Origin of the sequence: Planctomicrobium limosum (assembly GCF_051465645.1) — a bacterium.
GTDB lineage: Bacteria > Planctomycetota > Planctomycetia > Planctomycetales > Planctomycetaceae > Planctomicrobium.
Map to the genome: position 1 here is coordinate 4295638 of NZ_CP195790.1, position 22088 is coordinate 4317725.

Genomic DNA, 22088 nt, shown 5'->3' on the forward strand with positions numbered 1-22088 from the left:
AGGTTGCTGGCTGTCTTTCAGGTGAGGAGTACAACCGTTGAAACGTCGCTTGTGTCAAATCCTGTCCACTGCGTTGACCGCTGCTGTTGTCGTTGCCGTTCTCGCATTGCCAGCGTCTGCGGAAAGCTTTCCCGGGAAGAAGTCAGACTGGAATGGCTTCGACCGTTTTGACTTCGAAGTTGCTGGCAAACCAGTTCTGGTTGTTGCTCCAAAAGAAGCAGCACCCGGGAAGCCGTGGGTCTGGCATGGTGAGTTTTTCGGTCACAAGCCTGCACCCGATATCGCTCTGTTGAAGCGAGGATTCCACGTTGTCTATATGCAGGTGCCCAATCAGTTCGGTTCACCCAAAGCGGTTGAATCGTGGAATGAGTTCTATCGTGAACTGACTGAGAAACACGGCTTTGCCAAGAAGGTCGCTCTCGTCGGCCTGAGTCGCGGCGGGCTCTATTGCTACAACTGGGCCAGAGCAAATCCGGACAAGGTCGCCTGTCTCTATTTGGATGCGCCTGTTTGCGACTTCAAGAGTTGGCCGGGCGGAAAGGGAACAGGGCTGGGGAGTGCCAGTGAATGGAAGCGGCTGATTGAGCATCATGGATTCAAGGATGAACAGGAAGCTCTCGCCTACACCGGAAACCCGATCGATAACCTTGCTCCGCTCGCAAAAGCGGGGATTCCGTTGCTGCATGTTTACGGAGATGCCGACGAAGTTGTTCCGTGGGAAGAGAACACCGGCATCGTCGCAGAGCGTTACCGCAAACTGGGCGGGCCAATCACTCTGATCCGCAAACCGGGTGTGAAGCATCATCCTCATGGATTGGAAGATCCGAACCCGATTGTGAACTTCATCGCTGTGAACTCGGCTGTCGAAGCCCCTGCCGTTCCTGAATATCACAGCGTAAAGGCCGAACTCGTGCAGCCACGCGGAGGCTTAGGGAATGTGCTGACGAAGCTTCGCGAGGGAAAACCTGTTCGCATCGCCTATCTTGGGGGCTCGATTACTGCTGCAAACGGATGGCGGGTGAAATCACGTGCGTGGTTCGCAGAGAAGTTTCCGAATGCCAAAGTTGAAGAGATTCATGCGGCGATCGGAGGAACAGGCAGTGATCTCGGTGTCTTCCGCGTACAGCGAGATGCACTCAGTAAGAATCCCGATTTGTTGTTTGTCGAGTTCTCAGTAAACGACGCTTCTGCAGCACCTGAACAAATCTGGCGAGGCATGGAAGGGATCGTCAGACAGGCATGGACTCACAATCCTGAAACCGATATTTGCTTCGTTTACACGTATGCTGTGGGGCAGGAGAAGTTTCTGGAGAAAGGGGAATGTCCCCGTGCGGCTTCGGCGATGGAGCAGCTAGCAGAGCACTACAACATCCCGACGATCAATTTCGCAAAACGAATTGTCGAACTCCAGCAGGCAGGGAAGCTGATTTATAAGTCTGATGCTCCGACGGAAGCCGGTGTCATTCGCTTTTCTCAGGATGGTGTGCATCCACTGGATGAAGGACATCAGATTTACACGGACGTCATTGCTGAAGTCTGGCCAGCCATCGAAGCGGTCAGTTTTCCGACAGTCCATGCCGGGAAACTCGCAAAGCCGTTTATTGCCGATCACTGGCAGGCAGCGAAAATGATTCCTGTCACCAAATCGATGTTGGCCGGTGAGTGGAATGAACTGCCGGCCGAGAACTCGCTCAGCAAGTCGTTCTCCGGCCGGTTAGGAACGATCTGGCACACCGGGACGCCGGGGAGCAAGATTCAATTCAAGGTGCGTGGGTCTCAGGTGAAACTGTACGACCTTGTTGGCCCAAATGGGGGTCAGGCGATTGTGACTGTTGATGGTCAGGCGAAGGTGAAACCTGTCCAGCGGTTTGACAGTTATTGCACCTATCACCGATTGGCCACACTGCCTGTTTCGCAGGCTCTGGACCCGAACGAGGTGCATACTGTTTCGATCGAAGTCCATCCTGAACAGCCTGATCGCCAGCCAGTTGCATTTCGGTTGAAGGACCCGGAAACCGAACTCAAGTCTCCCAAGTATCAGGGGACGAATTTCTGGGTCGGGCAGATTCTGGTGATCGGCGATCTTGTTGACTGACCATCACCTTGGGTGACAGAAGTACCGCGATTGCACAGCAGCCTGTGAGGTCATCTCGCACGCTGCTGTTTCTGTTTTAATGGACCGGTCTACATCCATGTCGCCAGCGGCAGGATCTTCCAGACGAGGAGTGCGGCCGGGCCAGCGAACAGAACACTGTCGAGCAGGTCGAGCATGCCTCCAAAGCCGGGGAGCAGGGCGGCGGAATCTTTGCGGTTCACATCGCGTTTCAGCAAGGATTCACACAGGTCCCCAACCATTCCGGCGAGACTGAGAATCCCCCCGTACAGCATCGAGAGATACCACGGACAGGGAACAGCACCGGGTAAGAAAAATGGTGTCGCAAACGTCATCCAGACCCAGCCGCAAATGGCAGCACCAACGACGGCTCCTCCAACTCCTTCCCACGTTTTACCGGGGCTGAGGATGGGAGCGAGCTTATTGCGACCGAGATTCTTGCCTGCGAAGTAAGCTCCGACGTCCGCGCCCTTGGTGCAGAGGACAACGGACCCGATGACAAGATAACCGGCTTCGGCACCAGCCACCCAACGCAGTTGAGCCGTTGTTGCCAGCAGTAATCCGACGAAACAGACGATAAACGTTTCGACCCCGAGCGTTTCCCAGGTATGCCCCGGTTCTCGGAATCGCTTTGCCTCGACAACGCAGAGCGTCATGATGGAAAAGCAGAGCGCGAGTGCTAACGGAGTCAGGTCCAGAAACTCTGGCGGATCAGGGCGAAAATGGGGCCACCAACTGCCGACGATAATCGCGGTGACGCAAATCATCATTACTGGCGAGTTGAGGTTGGGGACGCGAGGTCGAATGAGTTCAGAAAGCTCCCAGACGCCGCGAACCGCCAGCAAGCTGACAAGAATCAACAGGAGTGGAGACGCTTCACCTAACTGGGCATCGAGATAGAAGATCCCGACCAGTAACGGAATGAGAACGGCGGAGATGGCGAGACGCCAGGCGAGCATGACTGGTCGCCCTTCTTCAAGTAACCAGAACCAGAATGAATTTGACAATTTCCTGATCATCGATTGCGCAATGCTGCACGACGACCTCGGCTGAGAGTATGCTTAGTTTTCTGACGGACTTGAAGCCAGTCCCGCAAGATTCATGAAGTTTCAGTCTGTTTGAACGCATTTTTTCGCATTCGGTGATGTATGCCATTGAAAATCTGCATCGTCGCCCTGAATGCCTATCCCGCAATCGATCCTGCCATCCCAGGCGGAATCGGGGGGATTGAAACCCGATCATGGATGTTCGCTCGTGGACTGGCCGCTCGAGATGATTGCGAAGTGACTTTTGTCGTTCGGCATACAGGAAGTCTCAAGCAGCAGATTTATGACGGCGTGCGGTTGAAGCTGCTGTATGATCCATTGTACGCCGCTCGTGAATCGTTAGCTCTGCGGCTGACACGCCGGTCCAAATTCCCATTCGTCAGGTTGCGGCAGCCACGCCTGAGTGATGCGATGACGCTCCCGCTCATTGCTCTGCAGAAAACGTTGAGCCGTAAGCCTGATCCATGTCTTCCGTCGCGGTTCTATCAAGAGATAGAAGCTGATCTGTTTCTGACGTTTGGGGTTCAAAGTAATTCGGCGACTGTCATTGCTTCAGCACACGCATCCCACCGTCCTGCTGTTCTGTTTCTTGGGTCAGATGGCGATCTGGATGAACGGTATCTCGGCGAAGGGAACTTTGTCAGCACCTATCAGGACTCGGCTCAGGCGTGTCGATGGGCAATTACGCACGCCGATCAGATTCTGTGTCAGACGGTTTCTCAGCAGCAAAAGCTTCAAGCGTTTCAGCGTACAGCAGCGTTGATTCCGAACCCTTTCGACCTTGAAGAGTGGGATGCCTTGGTCGACACCGAACCGAAATTGCCGGTGCTGGAAAAGATTCAACGGTTCGCGTTGTGGGTGGGGCGTGCAGAGAATGTGCACAAGCGCCCTGTCGATTTACTGGCACTCGCCCGACGATGTCCTGAGATTCCGTTCTTGGTGATCCTGAATCGACGCGACGATCTTGTCGAAGCGGAAACGAAACGAGATGCGCCGAGCAATGTTCACATAATCGAGAAGGTTCCGTTTCAGCAGATGCCGGCACTCATGAAGAAGGCTGCTGTACTGGTGAATACCTCTTCGTTGGAGGGCTTTCCAAATACCTATCTTCAGGCAGCGGCAACCGGGACTCCGGTGGCATCCCTGAACGTCGAACGTGAATTCCTGGAGCGATCCAAAGCTGGTGCCTGTGCAGATGGAGATCTCGATCGACTTGCACAGCTTGTTCGTCAATATCGGGAGAATCCTCGCCCGACGGAGGATGTTCAGGCAGCTCGATCTTATGTTGAATCGCATCATTCGCTGAAAGAGCAGGCTCGGCAACTCGCGACGGTTTTGCGGCAGACGGCCAGCAATAATGGTGAATTGAGTGGTGTTAGTTGATCTGACTCTGATTCCTGTTCGCACGAAGCCGTCGGGGACGATATGATTGACGATCCTTCTCAATTGACTGCGGAAATTTAAGTCATGGCTGCTGAGTCCACTTCAAAATCACCGATCCTCAAACCACTCATCACGGATCTCTCACGTGATGAACTCGTCGCATGGTGTGCAGAACGGGGCGGTGGGTATCGTGCTGATCAGATTCGAAAATGGATTTTCGGCAAACGGGTCAATGACTTTGATTCATTGCATGATGTTCCGGCAGCACTGCGAGCAGAATTGAAGGAACAGTTTGATTTCTTCGGAAGTGAGATCATTCGGCATCAGAAGTCTGTTGATGGAACCGAGAAGCTGTTGCTCTCGATGCGCGATGGGGAAACCGTCGAGTGCGTTTTGATGCGGGAAGAAGATCGACGGACCGTCTGCATCAGTACACAGGTTGGTTGCGCGATGGGATGCATCTTCTGCGCAAGCGGATTAGAAGGGGTGAAACGAAACCTCTCCACCGGCGAGATCCTTGATCAGATTCTGCGTCTGGATCGCCTGTTGCCGCTCGAAGAACGTATCACGAATGTTGTGGTCATGGGGATGGGTGAACCGCTTGCGAACCTGAAAGCACTTCTGCCAGCACTGCGAACCTTGAACGACAAGGGGGGCATGGGACTGGGAGCGCGACGAATCACAGTCTCGACAGTCGGACTCCCGGAAAAGATTCGCGAACTGGCACGCACGGATATTCCATTTCATCTCGCAGTGTCGTTACATGCTCCGAATGATGAATTGCGAACGCGAATCGTGCCGGTGAACAAGAACATCGGGATCAATGACATTCTGAAGGCGGCCGACGATTACTTTGATGTGACTGGTCGACGGATCACTTACGAGTACGTCCTGCTTGCCGGTGTGAATGATCAGGAAGAACACGCAAAGCAACTTGCAAAGCTCCTGCGTCATCGGAACGCGCACATTAATCTGATTCCGATGAACTCGGTTTCGACAATTGCATTGGAAGCACCAGGAAACCCGAGCACGAAGCAGTTCGTTGATGTGCTGCGCGAGGGCGGTGTGAATGTGACCGTTCGCAAACGCAAAGGGGCCGATATTGATGCGGCCTGTGGACAGCTACGGCTTAGCTCCAAAGAAACGCCAGTTGCACTGCAACCTTCGATTGTGTCGACATCGTCATAGTTCGGCCGCTGCATGATTGCTGTCACTGATCTGCCTCGTCGTCGAGTGCCGACCGACGCTGTCATGATGCGGTTAATCACCGATAACGATCGTTGTGATGAATGAACCTCATTGCATCCATGCGTCGTGATGCTCGGATTTTTGCAATCAAAATGCATTGGTGGTCGCTGCAATTTGTGTGGAGCGTCTGGTGGCAATTGCAACCAAGTTGTCAACCAAATCTGATGATTTTTCATGCCTCAGAAAATGATCAACAGGCGCTTTGCACCACAATGAATTTGTGGTTAAATCTTAAGTAGAGGCTGAACGAGTTCATTGTTCAGCCTTTGGTTCTTGAAAGCATGTCGCAACCACTGCACAGGTGGTAAACCCGTTTCGGATTGATTGTGTTGCCAGATGATGAGGCAGTTTTATCGCTGACTTTCTCTGGTGATTTCGTCATTCAATCGGGATCTCAGTGTGAGCAGTTTCTCGATTTGTGATTTGATAGTGGATTGGGAGTTGTCATTTGAAAGTTTCACTTTCGTTCGGCAGGCGCCCATCTCCGGTACGTTGAAATGATGGATTGCTCTGATGCAGTTGCTTCATTCATGTCCCGGTAAAACATGTCCTTACTTGGTTATGCAGTCGCCACGTCTTGGTTGATGAATTGTGGTTGGTTGGAGAGCGGAGTTTGTGTGTTGTCAAATCTGTGTTGAGCAGTCTCATGGTTGTTTAAGGTAACGTCAGTGCCGTGTGTGTGGGCTTCGTTTGCATTTCCTGTGTGTGATGCAAGATCGATTTTGGTTGTTTCTGACCAGCCTGATTGCGGACTGATTCGATTCATTTTGAAAGGCTCAACGAGATGATCCATTACTCGTGCGATATGTGCGGGCGATCAATTCGTGAAGAACGATACGCTGTTAAAATTGAAGTCGCGGCTGCTTTTGATCCAGATGAGATCACAGAATCCGACCTTGATGTCGATCACTTGCAACAGATTGCTGCGACGCTGGATGAATTGGAATCCACAGCAGATTTCAACTTGCCAGACACCGGACCGAAGTTGATGCAGTTCGATCTCTGTGCGCACTGCGTTGGTCGTTACGTCAAATCCCCATTGAGTGCCAAGCGCTCAGGGATTCGTCCGAACTACAGTCAGAACTAGTATCGTCTGTCTGAAGTCAGGCTCCGCGGCCAGAAGGGGCTGGTGTGATTGGCGAATGCTGGTCACGGAAGATGTGTTAAAAAGTAAACGCTGCCGAGAACAATTGTTTCCGGCAGCGTTTTTTGTTCTGGTGTGTCCGAATCGGTTCAGGACACGTCAAACACAGCGAGAGTCTTTTGACAAAGATGCGATGTCCTTGCCACGTTCGTGACCATGGGACAGATGCACCAGCTTAGTTCTGCTGAGCGCGAGGACCGCGATCGCCACCTTCACGGCGACCACCTGGTCCGCCTGGACCACCGGTTCGCAATTTCGAGACGTCGAAGGCAGCGCCTTTGAGTTTCTCGAATTCAGCCTTCTGCTCAGCTGTCAGGACGCTGAGGATTTCTTCGTTTCGCTTTGCAGCGGCTTCAGCTGGGCTTGGGCCACCTTCCTGGCGATTACGTCCAAATCCTGCTCCACGAGAAGCAGTGGCGATTTTTTCCTTTTGTTCAGCTGACAGCTTCAGCGTTTCAGCGAGTTCGGCATCGCGGAGAGCATTGGCTCCCTGTGACTGCCAGTAGATCTGCTGAAGACGTTGCAGTTGAACTTCGTCCAGAACTTCGGCAAACTTTGGCTTGAACTCAGCGATGGCTTTTGAAGTTGTTTCTTCGCGTTTCTTCGCGAATTCAGCCATCTTTTCCCGTCGTTCTTCCGCTGGCAGGTCGCGGAGTGCAGCGAAATCTTCCTGGCCGCCGCTACCGCGAAGGGCTTCACGGAAATCGCTCAGCAGTTTTTGTGCTTTCTCTTTTTGCTCTGGAGTAATGGCAAGCTCTTCCTGAACAGCAGAGTTCCCCAGCAGGTTGTATTTTGTCTGGCCGCCGCCAAACCCACCACCAAAGCGTCCACCTTGACCTTGCTGACCACGTCCTTGTCCGCCGCGTCCACCTTCTGGCTGAGCGAATGCTGGAGAAACAACCAGTAACATCGCAACGACAGCCAACCATTTAGTATGCCGAATCATACTGTGTGCCTTCTTTAAACTAAGACGAAGTGAGCAATTCCGGGAGCGACCGCTCCTGAAGTTGATTCCCATGTGAAATGTTGTTTCTCATGGGGTTGATGCGCGTACAGAAAAGGCGTCGCGCGACATCTTTACAACACCGTTCACTGATCAAGGTTTCGAAAAACTCTGAAATCTGGACAAGGTTGTCGAAAAAGTTCTGACAAGCGGTGTCCAGTACAGAGATCGCTGGCTGGAAAACATCGAAATGAAGGCGAACAGTGCCCATGATAAACACAACGATGGAATGAGCGGGCAATCTGCCGGATCAATGACCGGGGACCGTGATCTCTGCGCAGGGGGAATCCCTGTTACAGGTCTTTCTCACCCGGATAATCGTTTCATCATGCAGGAGATTGTTCACCTGTCGAGAGGTGATTCTGAAGTTCGTCTCAGCTTAAGAAAGATATTGGGGATCGACGGCAACAGGAGTTAGGGGGAAATCGGAGAGGCGAAGCCCGGTTGGTGCTGGATTGCCTGTGTCGATCAAGCAGTCTGCGGGGATTCGGATGCAATTGGGAATTTCGTTTGCGATTCAGGCAGAATTTGCGACGATGTTGAAGTGAACTCAATTCCATGAACTGAGTTCGACAGTCGATGTCGTGGTGTATGGTCGTGTTGTAAAGACCGTCGCGAGAATTCAACTCGGGCCAGTGCGACGCAATATTGTGTTCTGTCTTCACAGAACGAAACGGCATACTGCTGTGGAAGTACGTCACTCTGCAATCAGACTTTTCGTGATTATGATGAACCGAGACAAGAGGGCTGTCGAAGTGGATATTCATTCTGATCGTATTGCTCGCAAGACGGGACGTACACGGACCATGTTGTGGTCCTGCTGCTCACTCGCCTGGGCGTCAGCGATGGTCGCGCCTGCGGTACTGACGCCGATGGCATTGACGACAGTTCAGGCCAATGCCGAAGACTGGACTCGCTTTCGCGGACCAAATGGAACCGGTGTCAGCAATGAAAAAGGATTTCCGGTCGAGTGGAGTGAAAAAGACTACGATTGGGTCGTCACGATTGAAGGGACTGGCCATTCATCGCCCGTCATTATTGGTCCGTTGTTGTTTCTGACCAGTGGTGAAGAAGATGGCACCCGAAATTTGATCTGTCTCGATTCGATCACCGGAGAAAAACGCTGGATCGAAAAGATCAAGCTCGGCAAGAATCATCTTCACAAGAAGAATTCTTACTGCTCTTCATCTCCGGTTGTCGATTCAGAACGAGTCTATATTACGGAAGCCGACACAGAGCATTTTCTTGTCAACGCCTATACGCATGACGGCAAGAAAGTCTGGTCACGGGATCTTGGTCCGTATCTCAGCCAGCATGGTTTCGGTCCGTCGCCTGTGCTCTACAACGGACTCCTGATTGTTGCGAACAATCAGGATGGTCCAAGTCACATACTGGCGATGGATGCAGCGACCGGCGAGACACGTTGGACATCGGATCGTGAATCGGATGTGGCCTCTTACTCGACACCAATGATCATCACCCTGAACGGGAAGGATCAGTTGGTTGTGTTGAACGGTGCCACTGGATTGGCTGGACTCGATCCTCAGAATGGAAAAGAACTCTGGTTTTCAGGAAAGTTGCCACAACGAACCGTCGCGTCTCCTGTCTATGGAAACAACTTTTTGATTGCCACCTGTGGATCAGGCGGACGTGGAAAATTCATGGTCGTCGTTGATCCTTCAGCGCCGGCTCAGAATCGTCCATTGGTACATACCGAGCGAACGAAGCTGTTGCCGTACGTGCCGACTCCGTTGATCAAAGATCAATACCTGTATCTTTGGAATGATGACGGCACGGTCTGTTGTGTCGATATGCTCGGGGACCTGACCGATACCGTATGGAGAGAACGAATCGGTGGGAACTTCAGCGGTTCGCCAATCATGATTGACGGAAAGATTTACTGTCTCTCTGAAGAAGGTAAGGTTCGCGTGCTCGATGCGAGCCCGACCTTCAAAGCATATCCCGGTGGTTCGATTCCGGACTCATCTTATTCCACTCCGGCAGTTGCCAATGGACGACTGTATTTGAAAGGCTTCAACCGTCTTGCGTGTCTGAAGTCACAGACGCCTGTTGCTGCTGTCCCGAAGGCGTCTGAGGGAACAGTTGCGGCCAAATAGCTGAAGCCCGTCACTGGAATTCCATCAGAGCACATGTCTGGTCGCTCTGGTTCTGAAAAGCAAAACGCGATGGTCGCTCGAAAGAGGCCATCGCGTTCTTTGTTTCAATGAGTGCCGTTGCGCAGATCGAGCGGGCTATGAGTTCGTCAGTTCGTTGATCATTCGTGAAATCTCTGGCGCAAGAGACTCGAATTTCAGCCAGGCAGAGCGTTCCACCCGAATGAAGTCGCCTTCGTTGTTGCGGATTTCTTCAGTTGGAACACTGAGCGATTCCAGAATTTCAGTGCGGATGAAGTCCAGTATGCCGACCAGTTCTGCCGTTTGTGGTGCGCTCAATTGAGATGGAACTGGAGGGCGGCCATTCGGAAATGCATCGTGGAATTCGCTTGCATCAATTGGAGGCGAGAACTTTTCGCCAGATGATCCACCATCGGTGCCACGTTGCGAGTTGGCTGCATCTTGCAGGCGTTTTGTCAGCTTCTTGAGCTCTGCAGGTCCGCCAACCAGAAGCACACTGCGCCCGACCATGATGAGGTCGCCTAATTGCAGAACGCGCAGGCGGACCGGATGTCCATTGACTCTGGTTCCATTTGTGCTGTCGAGGTCGGTCAGAATCAGACGCCCGGAATCCTCTTGAACCTTGATATGGAATCGGCTGACACGTTCGTCGTTCAGCTGAATATCATTGTCCTCTTCGCGCCCAACAGTTAGCGGCGTGGACACGTCGTGAAATGTGCGTCCAGCTTCGATACCTTCGACAACCTGAAATGTGAGTTGGGCCATTTGTTACTGGAATCTGATTGAGTGGTCACTCCTCCCGTGTCACCGGGAGCTTGTGGGCACTTTTGCGTTGTAATTTGTGGAGCCCGAAACTCTAGAACTCAGTCAACTGGTTTGAGCAGGAGTTCTGCTAGCAAAGGTGACTATAGCTCTAATGCACAATGGATTGTATCCAGGAGTTCGCTCCGGCCTACAGGCTTTCTTAATACACGGAATGTTTCCAGTGCTGAAGCCTCATTTTCGATCTGATCGGTGACGTCGGCACTCATCAGAATGCAAGGAAGTTCTAAGTGGTGGTCCCGCAACCAGCGGATTGCATCCAGACCGGAAAGGAGATTCATGTTCAAGTCGAACAGAGCGAGATGGACAGAGACTGTTGCCACGATCTCAATTGCGTCTTCCCCAGAGGGAACGGCAATCGTGTGGAAATAAGGTTCGAGGATTTCGACAATGGCGTCTCGATACGCTGCATTGTCGTCTGCAATCAACAGGCATCTCTCAATCGAATTGGATGCGACCACAATCAACCCCTGTCTCTTCCTTGAGCGATTTCTCCAGACTCATTCCCAACGTTGTGTCATTCTGCCTGATGATTGGGGTGAAATGAGACACAACCTGCTTACTTTGTTGCTTCCAGTCGACATCGCACCTGATCTCGATCGAAAGCCGCATCCTTCTCCATGACATGGAAAATGCGACCCTATTTTATACTCGGAGCCATTGATGCGAAAATGGCACTTTTTTGAAGATTGTCGGCAAAGCTGTCTGCTTCAATGACTTCGTGAATCGTCTTCCGGAATCATGAAAGCACTTTTCGTTCTGTGGAATGACAGATTCCGAAATTTGAACTGAAAGACCGAAATTTCAGCTCGGTGAAGATGATAAGACGGAACTTGCGCCCTGTGCGATCAATTCCTGAGCGACGCGACTTCCGATGTCTTCTGCATCGATAAGCGTTCCACTGGCGGTCGCTGAAAAGTATTGGGTTCCGAGTTGGTCAAGAACGACGGCTTCCAGGGTGATGCTTTCGCCTGTCACCGTTGAGAAGGTCCCGACTGGCGCATGACATCCGGCTCGGAGTGTTCGCAGGCAGGCGCGTTCGGCCAGCGCTTCAGCCTTGGTCACCGCATCTGTAAAGCGTTCCAGGATCTCGCGGCAGACATCGTCATCGATGCGACATTCGATTCCCAGTGCAGCCTGTCCGACTGCTGGAAACATGAGTGGCGGAGCGAGCAGGCTCGAAATGCGATGGGCCAGATTGATGCGACGCAATCCTGCTTCGGCCAGAATCGTTGCGTCAAATTCTCCCCGATCGACTTTGGAAAGGCGTGTTTCGACGTTTCCGCGAATTTCAAAGAGTTGCAGGTCAGGGCGTGCGCGGAGAAGTTGCGACCGGCGTCGCGGACTGCTGGTGCCGATCTTTGCTCCCTGAGGAAGATCATCGAGTGTTCCCTGTTGCCCATTGGGAAGAACCAGTGCATCCAATCGGGGAGCACGCACAGGAATTCCCGCGAGGGCGAGTCCTTCAGTGAACTCGGTAGGGAGATCCTTAAGCGAGTGAACAGCAATATCGGCATGTCCGTCGAGAACGGCTCGTTGCACTTCTTTCGTGAAGACTCCCTGTCCCCCCATGGAGGGGAGTGAAGACTTCAGATCCCGGTCCCCGACCGTTGTCATGGGGACCAGTTCAACGATACACCCTGGAGCAACGCGACGAATTTCGTCGGCAACGTAATTTGCCTGCCAGAGTGCCAACTGACTCTCTCGAGTCGCAATTCGAAGTGTTCGATCCACAGCCAGGCTCACCGGTGTCGTTCTCAGGATGAAATACGCGCGTTGTTCTCGCTCGCACTCAGCCATGATAAATCAAAATACGGTCCACTAGCCACAATGACGCGAGATTCAGTGCTCTCGATTCGTGAAACCTCGTCTTCTGCAACGCCATGTGACGGCGAGGCCCCACTTGAACCCGCCTATGAGTTGAGAGTCCGTGCGAGGACCGCGACATGCACCGATGCGGCTCCTGCATTCAGCAAAACCTCGGACAGGCGATTGACCGTTGTTCCTGTCGTGAGCACGTCATCGGCGATGAGAATGCGTTTGCCAGCGATTTTCGCAAATCGTGTGATCTGAAACGCGTCTCGGAGATTTTTTCGTCTCATTGAAGCAGTCAGCGTGTGTTGCCTTGGAGTCCATCTCCGCTTGCTGACAACGTGCCTGTGAACCGGGAGCTTCAAATGTTTCCCCAGCGTCTCTGTGATGGCATCCGCATTATGGTCCGAGTGACGGATGCGGTTCATCCAGAAGTGAGGGATCGACACAATCAGGTCGCATCCCCAGTCCTGCATTTGCTGACCACTGCGTTCGCATAACCAGATCGCCAGGGTTCGGGCGAGCGGACGTTGCCCCGGCAGTTTGCTCTGAATGCAAACTTGTTTCAGGGGGCCGTCGTATGCTCCCAGACTGACCGCCTGCTGATAAAGGCGTTTTCCTGAATTGCAGTGAGGACAGCCGCTCTGTGTTTGCAGGTAAGGGCCGACCGGAGCAGAGCAGCACTCGCATCGATGCTTGACGACTGGAGCAATCGTCTGTTCGCAGGTGTCACAGATGACTTTGATGCGACAGCGAGGGCTTCTGCTTCCACACCACTGACAATGCGGCGGATAGACGAAATCGAGTGCATCCTGAACCAGCGAGAAGGCCCATCTCTGTCGCATTGTACCGGCGTCGCTTTCCCCTGAACTGCTTCTGCTTGAGTATTACCGACTGATTCGTCTCGCTGATTTGGCCATCAGACAGAGGCATTTATTGAGGCGGAATTGCTTTGCCGTGTGGGTCGACACTGGGAGAATCCAGTTCGGCTTCAAGCTGCGTGCGCAGGTCCTGATTCAGATAATGTTCCACTCGATCTGCTGACTCGTGCAGTTGTGTATCGGCGACATTGAAGTTCTTGAAAAGGTACGATTCCCATAACCGATGACCACGAACCACTTCGGCAGCACGAGATTTGCCTGCTGGCGTCAGCTGCATGGTTTCTCCGGCGGTGACGATCCATGCCCGTCGACGCATTCTCCACAGTGCGACCTTCCAGATGATCGAGCCAATCCACGCGGTTGCATGGCGGACTTCGGTCACGGTGATCGTCTTCTCTGCGTCATTTTCTTCCAGGCGGTAAAGGGTTCCGAGGACGTCATCTTCCGCCATCCGACAGGCCATCGCCAGATTCCCGAGATACCGCACAATCGGGCTGTGACGAGGGGAGAACAGGTAAAACATCAGGAAGAAGCCCCCGCACGCGACGGCAATCATGCCCGGTGTGCTGGCGTCCTGAACCTGTGTCAGGCCAAGGGGTCCAGCGATGATCGCAGGGACCGTCTTGGCGAGGATGTGTCCAAGTATGGCGCTCGCTGCAGCAACGATCAGGCTGATGGCGACCATTGCTGGAAGGCGGTCAGCGGCAAGCAGGCCGCATGCAGCGGGAACAATCAGAATGGCGACAACCAGAATGCTTCCGACAGAAGTAAATGCCATGACCATCGTTGTTGCGGTGACGGCCATCAGGCAGTAATTCACGAGTCGCGCGTTGATTCCAAGCGAGGTCGCCAGTTCCGGGTCAAAGGCGGCCAGTGTCAGTTCCTTGCGGAAGAGAGCCATCAGCAGGCCATTGATGAACAGCAGGCTCAGATTGGTCAGAACAGCTCTTGGAATTTCGACGCCGCCAATCAGAACGGTGTCCCAGACCGCCATCACCAGTTGACCGAACAGCACGCATTCCGGGTCGATATGAACGGAGTCTGCTTTCAAACGTAACAGCAGCAGCCCGAGTGCGAAGAATGTGGTGAAGACAACGCCCAGTGCGGCGCTCGCTTCCACTCTCCCCATGCGTTGAATGCTTTCCGTCAGTAAAGCTGTGAGGACACCAATGACAACAGCACCGACCGCCAGCAGAACGGGTTCGAATCCCAGCATTGTCTCTGGGGACATCCAGCCCATCGAGACGGCCCAGTTGGCGGTCAGGAATGCAATGACGACGCCCGGTAGTGCGGTATGGCTAAGAGCGTCTCCCATCATGCTCTGCTGACGAAGGACGAGCCAGATCCCGGGGAGAGTACACGACATCGCCGCAACTGCCCCGAGAATCACAATCCATGTGTCAAGCAGTTCCCATTCCCAGACTCCCAGTAACGGAAGAGTGAGTCCAGGAATCGAAGATGTGATGAGTGCCGTCATGATGGCGTGCTGACCCAATGGATCAATTATTCAGGCCTGAGTGCTTGCTTCGCGCTCAGGGACATCCTCATCCCATCATGGAGACTGAGCCGGTAATCTTCCAGCGTCAGTTCGAAATTGCAGGCTGCGGATTCTGTCGACTTATTCCCCAATCTGGTTCTGCCTGAATGGAGTTCGCTTTTGCTCTCTGATCTGCAGGCTGATGCACCGAGGTGGGCTCCAGAAAATGGATTCCCCACGCCAGAGCGATTCCCAGCAGCAACGCAATGCTCAGCGGAATGCGGTGATGGGAATGGAATTCCATTTCCGGCAGCAGATCGCTCAGGGAAATACAGAGGAACACACCTGCCGAGAATGCGAGCATTCCTCCGATGAGCAGTGGTTGTTGTTCCAGCAGCCAGTTTGATGTCACCAGAAACAGGATTGCTCCCAGTGGACACATCATCGCGAAGCCGGCGTTCACAATAAACTGCCAGCGTGCTGGCCAGTGTGATGCCTGCATCAACGCGGTGATCGACAGGGCGTCGAGTGGCTTGTGCAGCAGAATGGCGAGAAAGGTTCCGAGACCGAGATACCATGAACTGTGCTGATGAATGGCATCCCCTTGCAGGCTGGCCCCCAAGGCCAGACCATCGATCAGTGTATGCACTGACAGTCCCAGAAAGACACCAGTCCAGTCGAGCCCGCCTGTCCCCGGGACGGTATGAGCGCCTCCATGCTGACAGGTTTTCTGTTGGGGTGACGCCTGTTTCTGTGGTGCTTGTTTCTGTGACGCCAACGCTCCACCATCGTGATCGTGTGAGTGACCATGATGCGAGTCGTGGTCATGATTGTGGTCATGACTGTGGCCGTGATCATGATCATGGCTGTGAGGCGTTTCGTCCGGGCCGGCGTGTTGGGCGTGATGAGGATCGTGGTGATGGAAGTGAAATGCTCTCAGTAGAAAGAACATCACCAGCAGCCCCAGCATGACGAATGCGCTGACGCGATTGATTTCATTTACCCCGAGGACGGCAATCGCATGAGGCAGCATATGGAAGACGGCGATGCCCAGCATCAGCCCTCCCACAAAACTAATGAGCAGCTGCATCCGTTTGTGTGTCAGGCGTACGAATCTGGGGAGACTGCCTCCCAGCAGCGAGGCCGCAACAATCAAAATGCAGTAAACAGCCAGAACAAAATAAGTGGAACTCATGGTGGTTCGCAAACAGGCAATTTCGGCGGACGAATTAATGTTCTCAGGAAGAGTCCTGCGACAGCGGAATTTGCTCGCTGACAATTCGCTGATCGAGAACATTCCTTGCCGGGCAAAATGCCAAAGCAGAAGTCGTCAGCGAAGCCAAATACAATAATCAATGTTTTGGCAAAAGTCTTGTAACTGTCATTGAATTGCAATTCGAAGAAATCTGCATCAAGACAAATGTTGAAAATGCAGTGATTTTGAAGGAATCCTTCTTGCTGGCGACTTCTCTCAAGTCTGGAGATTGCAGGGATCTGCGTCAAACTTGACACTGGCGGCGGTTCCGGGCCAAGATGCATCCAGATTTCCGATTCCATTCGCGAACGAAAATTCCTGTCTGTCTACTGATCACATATTCCTCCGTCGTCCGTCTACCATTCTGATGGTCAGGCGAATTCCGGACTTGAATTCAAGCAACCTCCCGGGAACTGACAGAATGATGCGGCGATATCGTGCATTTATGCTCAATGAGCTGCTCGTTGTGGTTGCAGTCGCCTGTATTTTGACCGCAGTTGCCATTCCTGCGATTCAGAACGCACGTGAATCTGCCCGACGGAACCAGTGTACCGATCGGCTGCGACAAATGGGGATGGCGTTAAACCGTTATCACGACACACACAAGGTCTTCCCGGTCGGTCAGGTTTCCAATCTGCAGAAGCTCGACCCGATTGGTCGGTATCTGGATGCTCAGGAAGCAAAGCTCGGGCCGGGTGAAAAATCGGTTCGTCCTCCATCAGGGGCCAGTTGGATCGTTTCCGTTTTGCCAATGCTGGGCGAAGAGGCTATCTACCAGAACTGGCAACTGTCGAAGAACGTCCGGACCAATGGCGATGGATCTGGTCCTGCTCAGATAGATATTCCGAAGTTCTACTGTCCTTCTCGACGAAGTTCGATGGGGGCAGGCGGGAGCTATTCCGTAACAGAACGGGTCGATCCTTCCTGGCAGAGCGGCGGAAATGACTACGCTGGCTGCAGTGGTTCTGGAGTCACCTTCAAAGACGACGATGAAGCAGCACGGCAGACGTACTGGCTGAATACGGCTCAACTCGAAGCAACGGCATTGGCGAACGGGACAGGATCTCCGTTCTCGCAGGCTGCTCATCACGCGGGAGTATTCGGTGTCAACACAGCGGTCGGCATGTCTGCAATGACAGATGGAACGTCGACGACGATTCTGGTTTCAGAACGGCGTGTCTTCAGCAATGCAGCAGCGGTTTCAGCAGTCCCTCCTGCGAACGCTTCGACACCCAATCAGCGCCGCAGCAGTGATGGCTGGGCGTTTGGCGGCCCGGCGACAATGTTTTCAACGCGGCTGGCACCGCAGCCACCGGGACCAAAATACGGTCGGCATTTTGACGAAGCCGGCAGCGAGCATCCGCTCGGATTCAATATTGTCTGTGGTGATGGAAGTGTCCGGTTTATCAATCTGGGGATTGATCTGCGGACCTGGAATAACCTCGGAAATATCGCGCAAGGGTCTCCTGTCAATAATCTGTTTTGATCGGCGTCCAAGCCGGAATTAACTGTTTGGATTGCCTGGTCTGGTTTCACTGCGACAATTGTTGCGACAAGAGTTAAGACGAGTCGAAAGAACTGACGCATGTCCATTCGCTATTGCTGTGAAGAGTGCGGGGCGGCAATGAAGATTCGGGATTCCCTCGCAGGGACCCGAGGTCGTTGCCCGAAGTGCCGCACGAAATTCGACGTGCCGGCACAGTCGACTCTGAGTGAAAGTGAATACGCTGAACTCATGGAGCAGCAGGGGCAAGACAATGTCACGCAAGAAAGCGGGACAGCTCTGCAGGGGAAGTCAGAAGCTCCATCTGGCACGTCTCTAGAACCGGTCTCCAGCCCGAAATTGCCTGAGACGACTCCACCAGCGAAACCGAAGCAGCCGTCGTCTGTCAAACTTCCTGCTGCTCCTGCAGCGCCGCCATCTGCATCGCCACCGCCACTACCAAAATCGGCACCGGCACCCGCACCGGTTGCTGCTTCGCCAGAAGTTCCTCCGTCTGCACCACCCGCCGCTGCTGATGCGGAACCGGATGAGACGCTTGAGGAGGCGGACGAAGAATCCTTTGACGCCGCCGAGTTCCTTCTGGACGACAGCGATCCGAACGCCAAGAAGACGGCAGGATTGGCGAAGAAGCCACTTGTTGCTGACGATAAGCCGGCCGTTGATGCGTTAGGCCGTCGATATTATGGAAATGCGCCGAAGAAGGCTGCTGCTGCATCTGAACCGGATGATGACGTGGGGGCGAGTGTCACGACCACTGCCACGCTCCCGCCTGTCAAAGAACGAGTCAAGATCGACTGGGTGGCTCTCCGGAAGCAACTCGTCAAGAAGTCTCCGTTCATCGCGTTGATCCCCGTTCTGGCGGTGATCGCTTACTTCGTCGCCAGTCGTTATCTGGCGCCAGGGATTCCGATGCCGCGTCTTGCTCAAATTCAGGGGCAGGTGCAGGTGAACGGAAAGCCGATGGGAGGGGTGACTGTCCATCTGACGCCACTGAATGCAACGGAAGCGAAAAGTGTTAAGGATTTGCCGATTCGCTTGACGGATTCAGTTGGGGTAACTGATGACTCCGGAACCTTCCGGATGACATATCTGGGGCAACCTGGATCGCCGTTAGGAAAAGCCCGCATTTGGCTCGAACCGTTGCATCCGGCGGATTTCAAGTTGATTCCGGCGAAGTATCAGGCAGCAGGGTCGGATATTCGTGACGTTCGAGAGGCTGGGAACGACGGGAAATTCGATCTGGTTTTGAAACTAGAGTAACGATTCGGTCCTCTGTCGCTGCCCTGTGTTCTTCCAGTGAAAATACTGGAAATTGAGGCAAGTGGCCGTTCTGGGGGATCTCGGTTGTCAGAACTTGCGTTAAAGTTTGTCAATCCCAGGGGAATCATTGACGACATGCCGTCTGGCACGTTCCAATGTGGAAAGACTTTCCCCAACCGATGATGTGGCATCGACATGCTTTGCGAAGTGGACCTTCCGAACTATCTCTCTGCTCTCCGTCAGCGGATCGAACAACAGCTGGATGCGGACACGCGTTTTCCTGCTGACTGTCCAGATCGGTTGGCAGAATCGATGCGCTACAGTTTGCTTGCGCCGGGAAAACGGGTTCGCCCCTGTCTGGTCCTGATGGCCTGCGAAGCGGTTGGGGGAAACATTGATGCCGCGCTGCCAGCGGCCTCTGCACTCGAAATGGTGCATTGCTATTCATTGATACACGATGATTTGCCTGCCATGGACGACGACGATCTTCGTCGGGGGCGGCCAACAAATCACAAGCAATTCGATGAAGCGACCGCCATTCTTGCTGGCGATGGATTACTGACAGAAGCGTTTGCGGTCCTTGCTCGCGGCGTTCGTCCCGTCGAAATCATTGGCGATTGCGTTCTGGAACTCGCACAGGCGGCGGGTGTCTGCGGAATGGTGGGGGGACAACAGGCCGATCTCGAATCGGAAAGCCTGCCCTCGATTACAATCGAACAACTGGAAGCCATCCATCGACGCAAAACGGGGGCATTACTGTCTGCGTCGTTGCGTCTTGGAGCGAGAATTGGTGGGGCCAGCCCGCAGATTTTGCGCAGCCTCACCATTTACGGTGAGTCCATTGGATTAGCGTTCCAAATTGCGGATGATCTCTTGGATGTTCTCGGACAACAGGAGAAAATGGGGAAAGGTGTCCAAAAGGATGCCACCCTCGGGAAACAAACCTATCCTTCGCTGCTCGGTGTCGAAGAAAGTCGCCGACGTGCAAAGGAATTGATTGATCAGGCCTGTGAAGCAGTCGCTCCATTAGGGGTGAAATGCGGCCCATTGACGGCGCTGGCTCGATATCTCATCGAACGGGATCATTAAATGGATTACCAGTTACTTCCGCTAATCGGATCTCCCCGTGAGCTGAGAAGTCTTTCCAACGAACAATTGCTGCAGCTGTCGACCGAAATTCGGGAAGCGCTCTGCGAAGTTGTTTCGGATCGTCCTGCGCACTTTGCGAGCAATTTGGGCGTCGTCGAACTCTGCCTGGCGTTGCATCTGGTTTTTGACTTCTCTCAGGATCGATTGATCTGGGATACAGGTCACCAGATTTACCCTCACAAACTCATCACCGGTCGTTTCCCGGAGTTCAACTCAATCCGCCGCAAAGGAGGATTGATGGGCTATCCGAATCCGGAAGAAAGCCCTTATGACCTGTTCATGACAGGCCATGCCGGTTCAAGTGTTTCCACATCGCTCGGGCTGAAGGCCGGAGACGATTTGCTGCGTCCGGAAGAGAACCGGAAATCTGTGGCCGTCATCGGCGATGGGGCGCTCCCCAGCGGCGTCGTCTTCGAAGCATTCAACAATGCCGCAGGTCTCAAGAAAGACATGCTGGTCATTCTCAACGACAACAAGATGGGAATTTGCCCACGTGTCGGCGGGATGGCAACGTATCTGGATAAAGCCCGGGTTGCTCCGTTTTATAACGGCTTGAAACGAGACGTCTCCTGGCTGTTGAACAAGGTTCCACTTGTTGGCGGATCGGCTGCTGAAGCGATCGGTCATTTCAAGGATGCGGTGAAGAACTTTCTTCATGGCGGCGTTCTCTTTGAAGAACTTGGGTTCCGCTATATCGGCCCTGTCGATGGCCACGACCTGCTCGGGTTACGCAAGACTCTGGAGATGGTGAAAGAAGTGCGTGGGCCAGTCCTGCTGCATGTCTTCACCGAGAAAGGGCATGGATTCGCACCTGCCCGAGAGAACCCGGTCAAGTTTCACACTCCATCGCCATTCTGCCGCACATCAGATGACGGGGAAGTGGTCTTCGTCAAGAAGGCGTCAGCACCGGCGTACACCAATGTCGTCAGCGATGCCATTCATGAGGCCATGCGCAACGATCCACGGGTGTGCGTGCTGACAGCGGCCATGTGTGAAGGAAACAATCTCGGCAAGATTCGCGATGATTTCCCGGATCGCTTCTTCGATACCGGGATCTGTGAAGCCCATGCAGTGGCGTTTGCTGGAGGGATGGCCAAGGTTGGAATGCGTCCAATCGTTGACATCTATAGCACCTTCCTGCAGCGCAGCTTCGACCATATCTTCCAGGAAGTGGCGTTACAAAACTTGCCTGTGACGTTCTGTCTGGATCGTGCCGGACTGGTCGGAGCGGACGGACCAACGCATCACGGTGCCTACGATAACACCTATATGCGGGTCTTCCCGAACATCGTCGTCATGGCGCCGGGGGACGAAGCCGACGTGAAGCCGATGTTGGATTTCGCATTGAAGTACGAAGGTCCAACGTCGATCCGCTATCCGAAGACCAACGCGGAAACGATCGCTCGAACAGTTGCTCCTGTTGAACTTGGCAAGTTCGAAGTCCTTCGCTGGGGTGAAGACGGGACATTCATTGCGTTCGGCACGAGTTTCTCAACGTGTGTCGCCGCAGCAGAGCGTCTTGCCAAAGATGGGCTGGACATCGGAGTTATTAACGCTCGCTTCCTGCGTCCGCTTGATACCGAAGTCCTCTTCAAAGCGATTGAATCTGGTTTCGTGATCACGGTTGAAGAGAGCACATTGAACGGCGGGTTCGGAAGTGCAGTGCTCGAAGCTGCAAACGATGCCGGGTTGCCAACGCAGGCGATTCGCCGTCTCGGAATTCCTGACCGTTACATCGATCACGGTGAACGCCATGAGCAACTCAGTGAACTGGGGCTCGATGTTGCCGGGCTGATGGCCGCGGCACATAAGCTCGCGCAGAAGAAAGCACTGGTCTCTGAATAGCCAGTGTCGAG

General features: G+C 53.5%; 17 protein-coding genes. 9 read left to right on the forward strand and 8 right to left on the reverse strand.

The genetic code is table 11. From position 1 onward, the window contains the following. Positions 1-37: 37 nt before the first annotated feature. A complete protein-coding gene (locus tag SH527x_RS16405; protein WP_437191760.1) occupies positions 38-2095 on the forward strand; it encodes an SGNH/GDSL hydrolase family protein in 2058 nt (685 codons plus the stop codon). 89 nt (positions 2096-2184) lie between these two features. Here SH527x_RS16405 and SH527x_RS16410 read toward each other — a convergent pair whose 3' ends face one another. After that, positions 2185-3132, reverse strand: a complete 948-nt coding sequence (locus tag SH527x_RS16410; RefSeq protein WP_437191761.1) for a phosphatidate cytidylyltransferase — start codon at positions 3130-3132, stop codon at positions 2185-2187. A 129-nt stretch (positions 3133-3261) separates the two neighbouring features. On the opposite strand from SH527x_RS16410, the gene SH527x_RS16415 reads away from it, so the two are divergent. The 3 genes from SH527x_RS16415 to SH527x_RS16425 all read left to right on the forward strand — a co-directional run bounded on the left by SH527x_RS16415 (position 3262) and on the right by SH527x_RS16425 (position 6877). Beyond that, positions 3262-4542, forward strand: coding sequence for a glycosyltransferase family 4 protein (locus SH527x_RS16415; RefSeq protein ID WP_437191762.1), 1281 nt, complete (start codon positions 3262-3264; stop codon positions 4540-4542). 84 nt (positions 4543-4626) lie between these two features. Further along, positions 4627-5730, forward strand: coding sequence for a 23S rRNA (adenine(2503)-C(2))-methyltransferase RlmN (rlmN, locus tag SH527x_RS16420; protein WP_437191763.1), 1104 nt, complete (start codon positions 4627-4629; stop codon positions 5728-5730). An 844-nt stretch (positions 5731-6574) separates the two neighbouring features. Then, positions 6575-6877, forward strand: coding sequence for a hypothetical protein (locus tag SH527x_RS16425; RefSeq protein WP_437191764.1), 303 nt, complete (start codon positions 6575-6577; stop codon positions 6875-6877). Between the two features lie 232 nt (positions 6878-7109). Here the strand turns inward: SH527x_RS16425 and SH527x_RS16430 are convergent, their stop codons facing one another. Continuing rightward, on the reverse strand, positions 7110-7880 hold the full coding sequence (locus tag SH527x_RS16430; protein ID WP_437191765.1) for a hypothetical protein: 771 nt from the start codon (positions 7878-7880) through the stop codon (positions 7110-7112). A gap of 812 nt (positions 7881-8692) precedes the next feature. On the opposite strand from SH527x_RS16430, the gene SH527x_RS16435 reads away from it, so the two are divergent. Then, complete coding sequence (locus SH527x_RS16435; protein ID WP_437191766.1) at positions 8693-10054, forward strand: outer membrane protein assembly factor BamB family protein; 1362 nt, start codon at positions 8693-8695, stop codon at positions 10052-10054. Between the two features lie 135 nt (positions 10055-10189). Here the strand turns inward: SH527x_RS16435 and SH527x_RS16440 are convergent, their stop codons facing one another. The 6 genes from SH527x_RS16440 to SH527x_RS16465 form a co-directional block, all read right to left on the reverse strand. Beyond that, positions 10190-10837: an FHA domain-containing protein gene (locus tag SH527x_RS16440; RefSeq protein WP_437191767.1), complete on the reverse strand. Its 648-nt coding sequence runs from the start codon at positions 10835-10837 to the stop codon at positions 10190-10192. 140 nt (positions 10838-10977) lie between these two features. Next, complete coding sequence (locus tag SH527x_RS16445; RefSeq protein ID WP_437191768.1) at positions 10978-11355, reverse strand: response regulator; 378 nt, start codon at positions 11353-11355, stop codon at positions 10978-10980. 343 nt (positions 11356-11698) lie between these two features. Further along, entirely contained in the window at positions 11699-12694 is a 996-nt protein-coding gene (hemC, locus tag SH527x_RS16450; RefSeq protein WP_437191769.1) for a hydroxymethylbilane synthase, read from the reverse strand. A 113-nt stretch (positions 12695-12807) separates the two neighbouring features. Beyond that, complete coding sequence (locus tag SH527x_RS16455) at positions 12808-13551, reverse strand: phosphoribosyltransferase family protein (RefSeq protein ID WP_437191770.1); 744 nt, start codon at positions 13549-13551, stop codon at positions 12808-12810. A gap of 88 nt (positions 13552-13639) precedes the next feature. Beyond that, positions 13640-15064, reverse strand: a complete 1425-nt coding sequence (locus SH527x_RS16460) for a metal ABC transporter permease (RefSeq protein WP_437191771.1) — start codon at positions 15062-15064, stop codon at positions 13640-13642. 106 nt (positions 15065-15170) lie between these two features. Further along, positions 15171-16259, reverse strand: coding sequence for a ZIP family metal transporter (locus tag SH527x_RS16465; protein ID WP_437191772.1), 1089 nt, complete (start codon positions 16257-16259; stop codon positions 15171-15173). Positions 16260-16740: 481 nt separating this feature from the next. Between SH527x_RS16465 and SH527x_RS16470 the strand changes: the two genes are divergently transcribed. The 4 genes from SH527x_RS16470 (at position 16741) to dxs (ending at position 22077) form a co-directional block, all read left to right on the forward strand. Next, positions 16741-17805, forward strand: coding sequence for a DUF1559 family PulG-like putative transporter (locus tag SH527x_RS16470; protein ID WP_437191773.1), 1065 nt, complete (start codon positions 16741-16743; stop codon positions 17803-17805). Between the two features lie 99 nt (positions 17806-17904). Next, positions 17905-19083, forward strand: coding sequence for a hypothetical protein (locus SH527x_RS16475; protein WP_437191774.1), 1179 nt, complete (start codon positions 17905-17907; stop codon positions 19081-19083). A gap of 195 nt (positions 19084-19278) precedes the next feature. Further along, positions 19279-20172, forward strand: coding sequence for a polyprenyl synthetase family protein (locus tag SH527x_RS16480; protein WP_437191775.1), 894 nt, complete (start codon positions 19279-19281; stop codon positions 20170-20172). Beyond that, positions 20173-22077, forward strand: coding sequence for a 1-deoxy-D-xylulose-5-phosphate synthase (gene dxs / locus SH527x_RS16485; RefSeq protein ID WP_437191776.1), 1905 nt, complete (start codon positions 20173-20175; stop codon positions 22075-22077). It begins immediately after the preceding gene. The last annotated feature ends 11 nt before the right edge of the window (positions 22078-22088 follow it).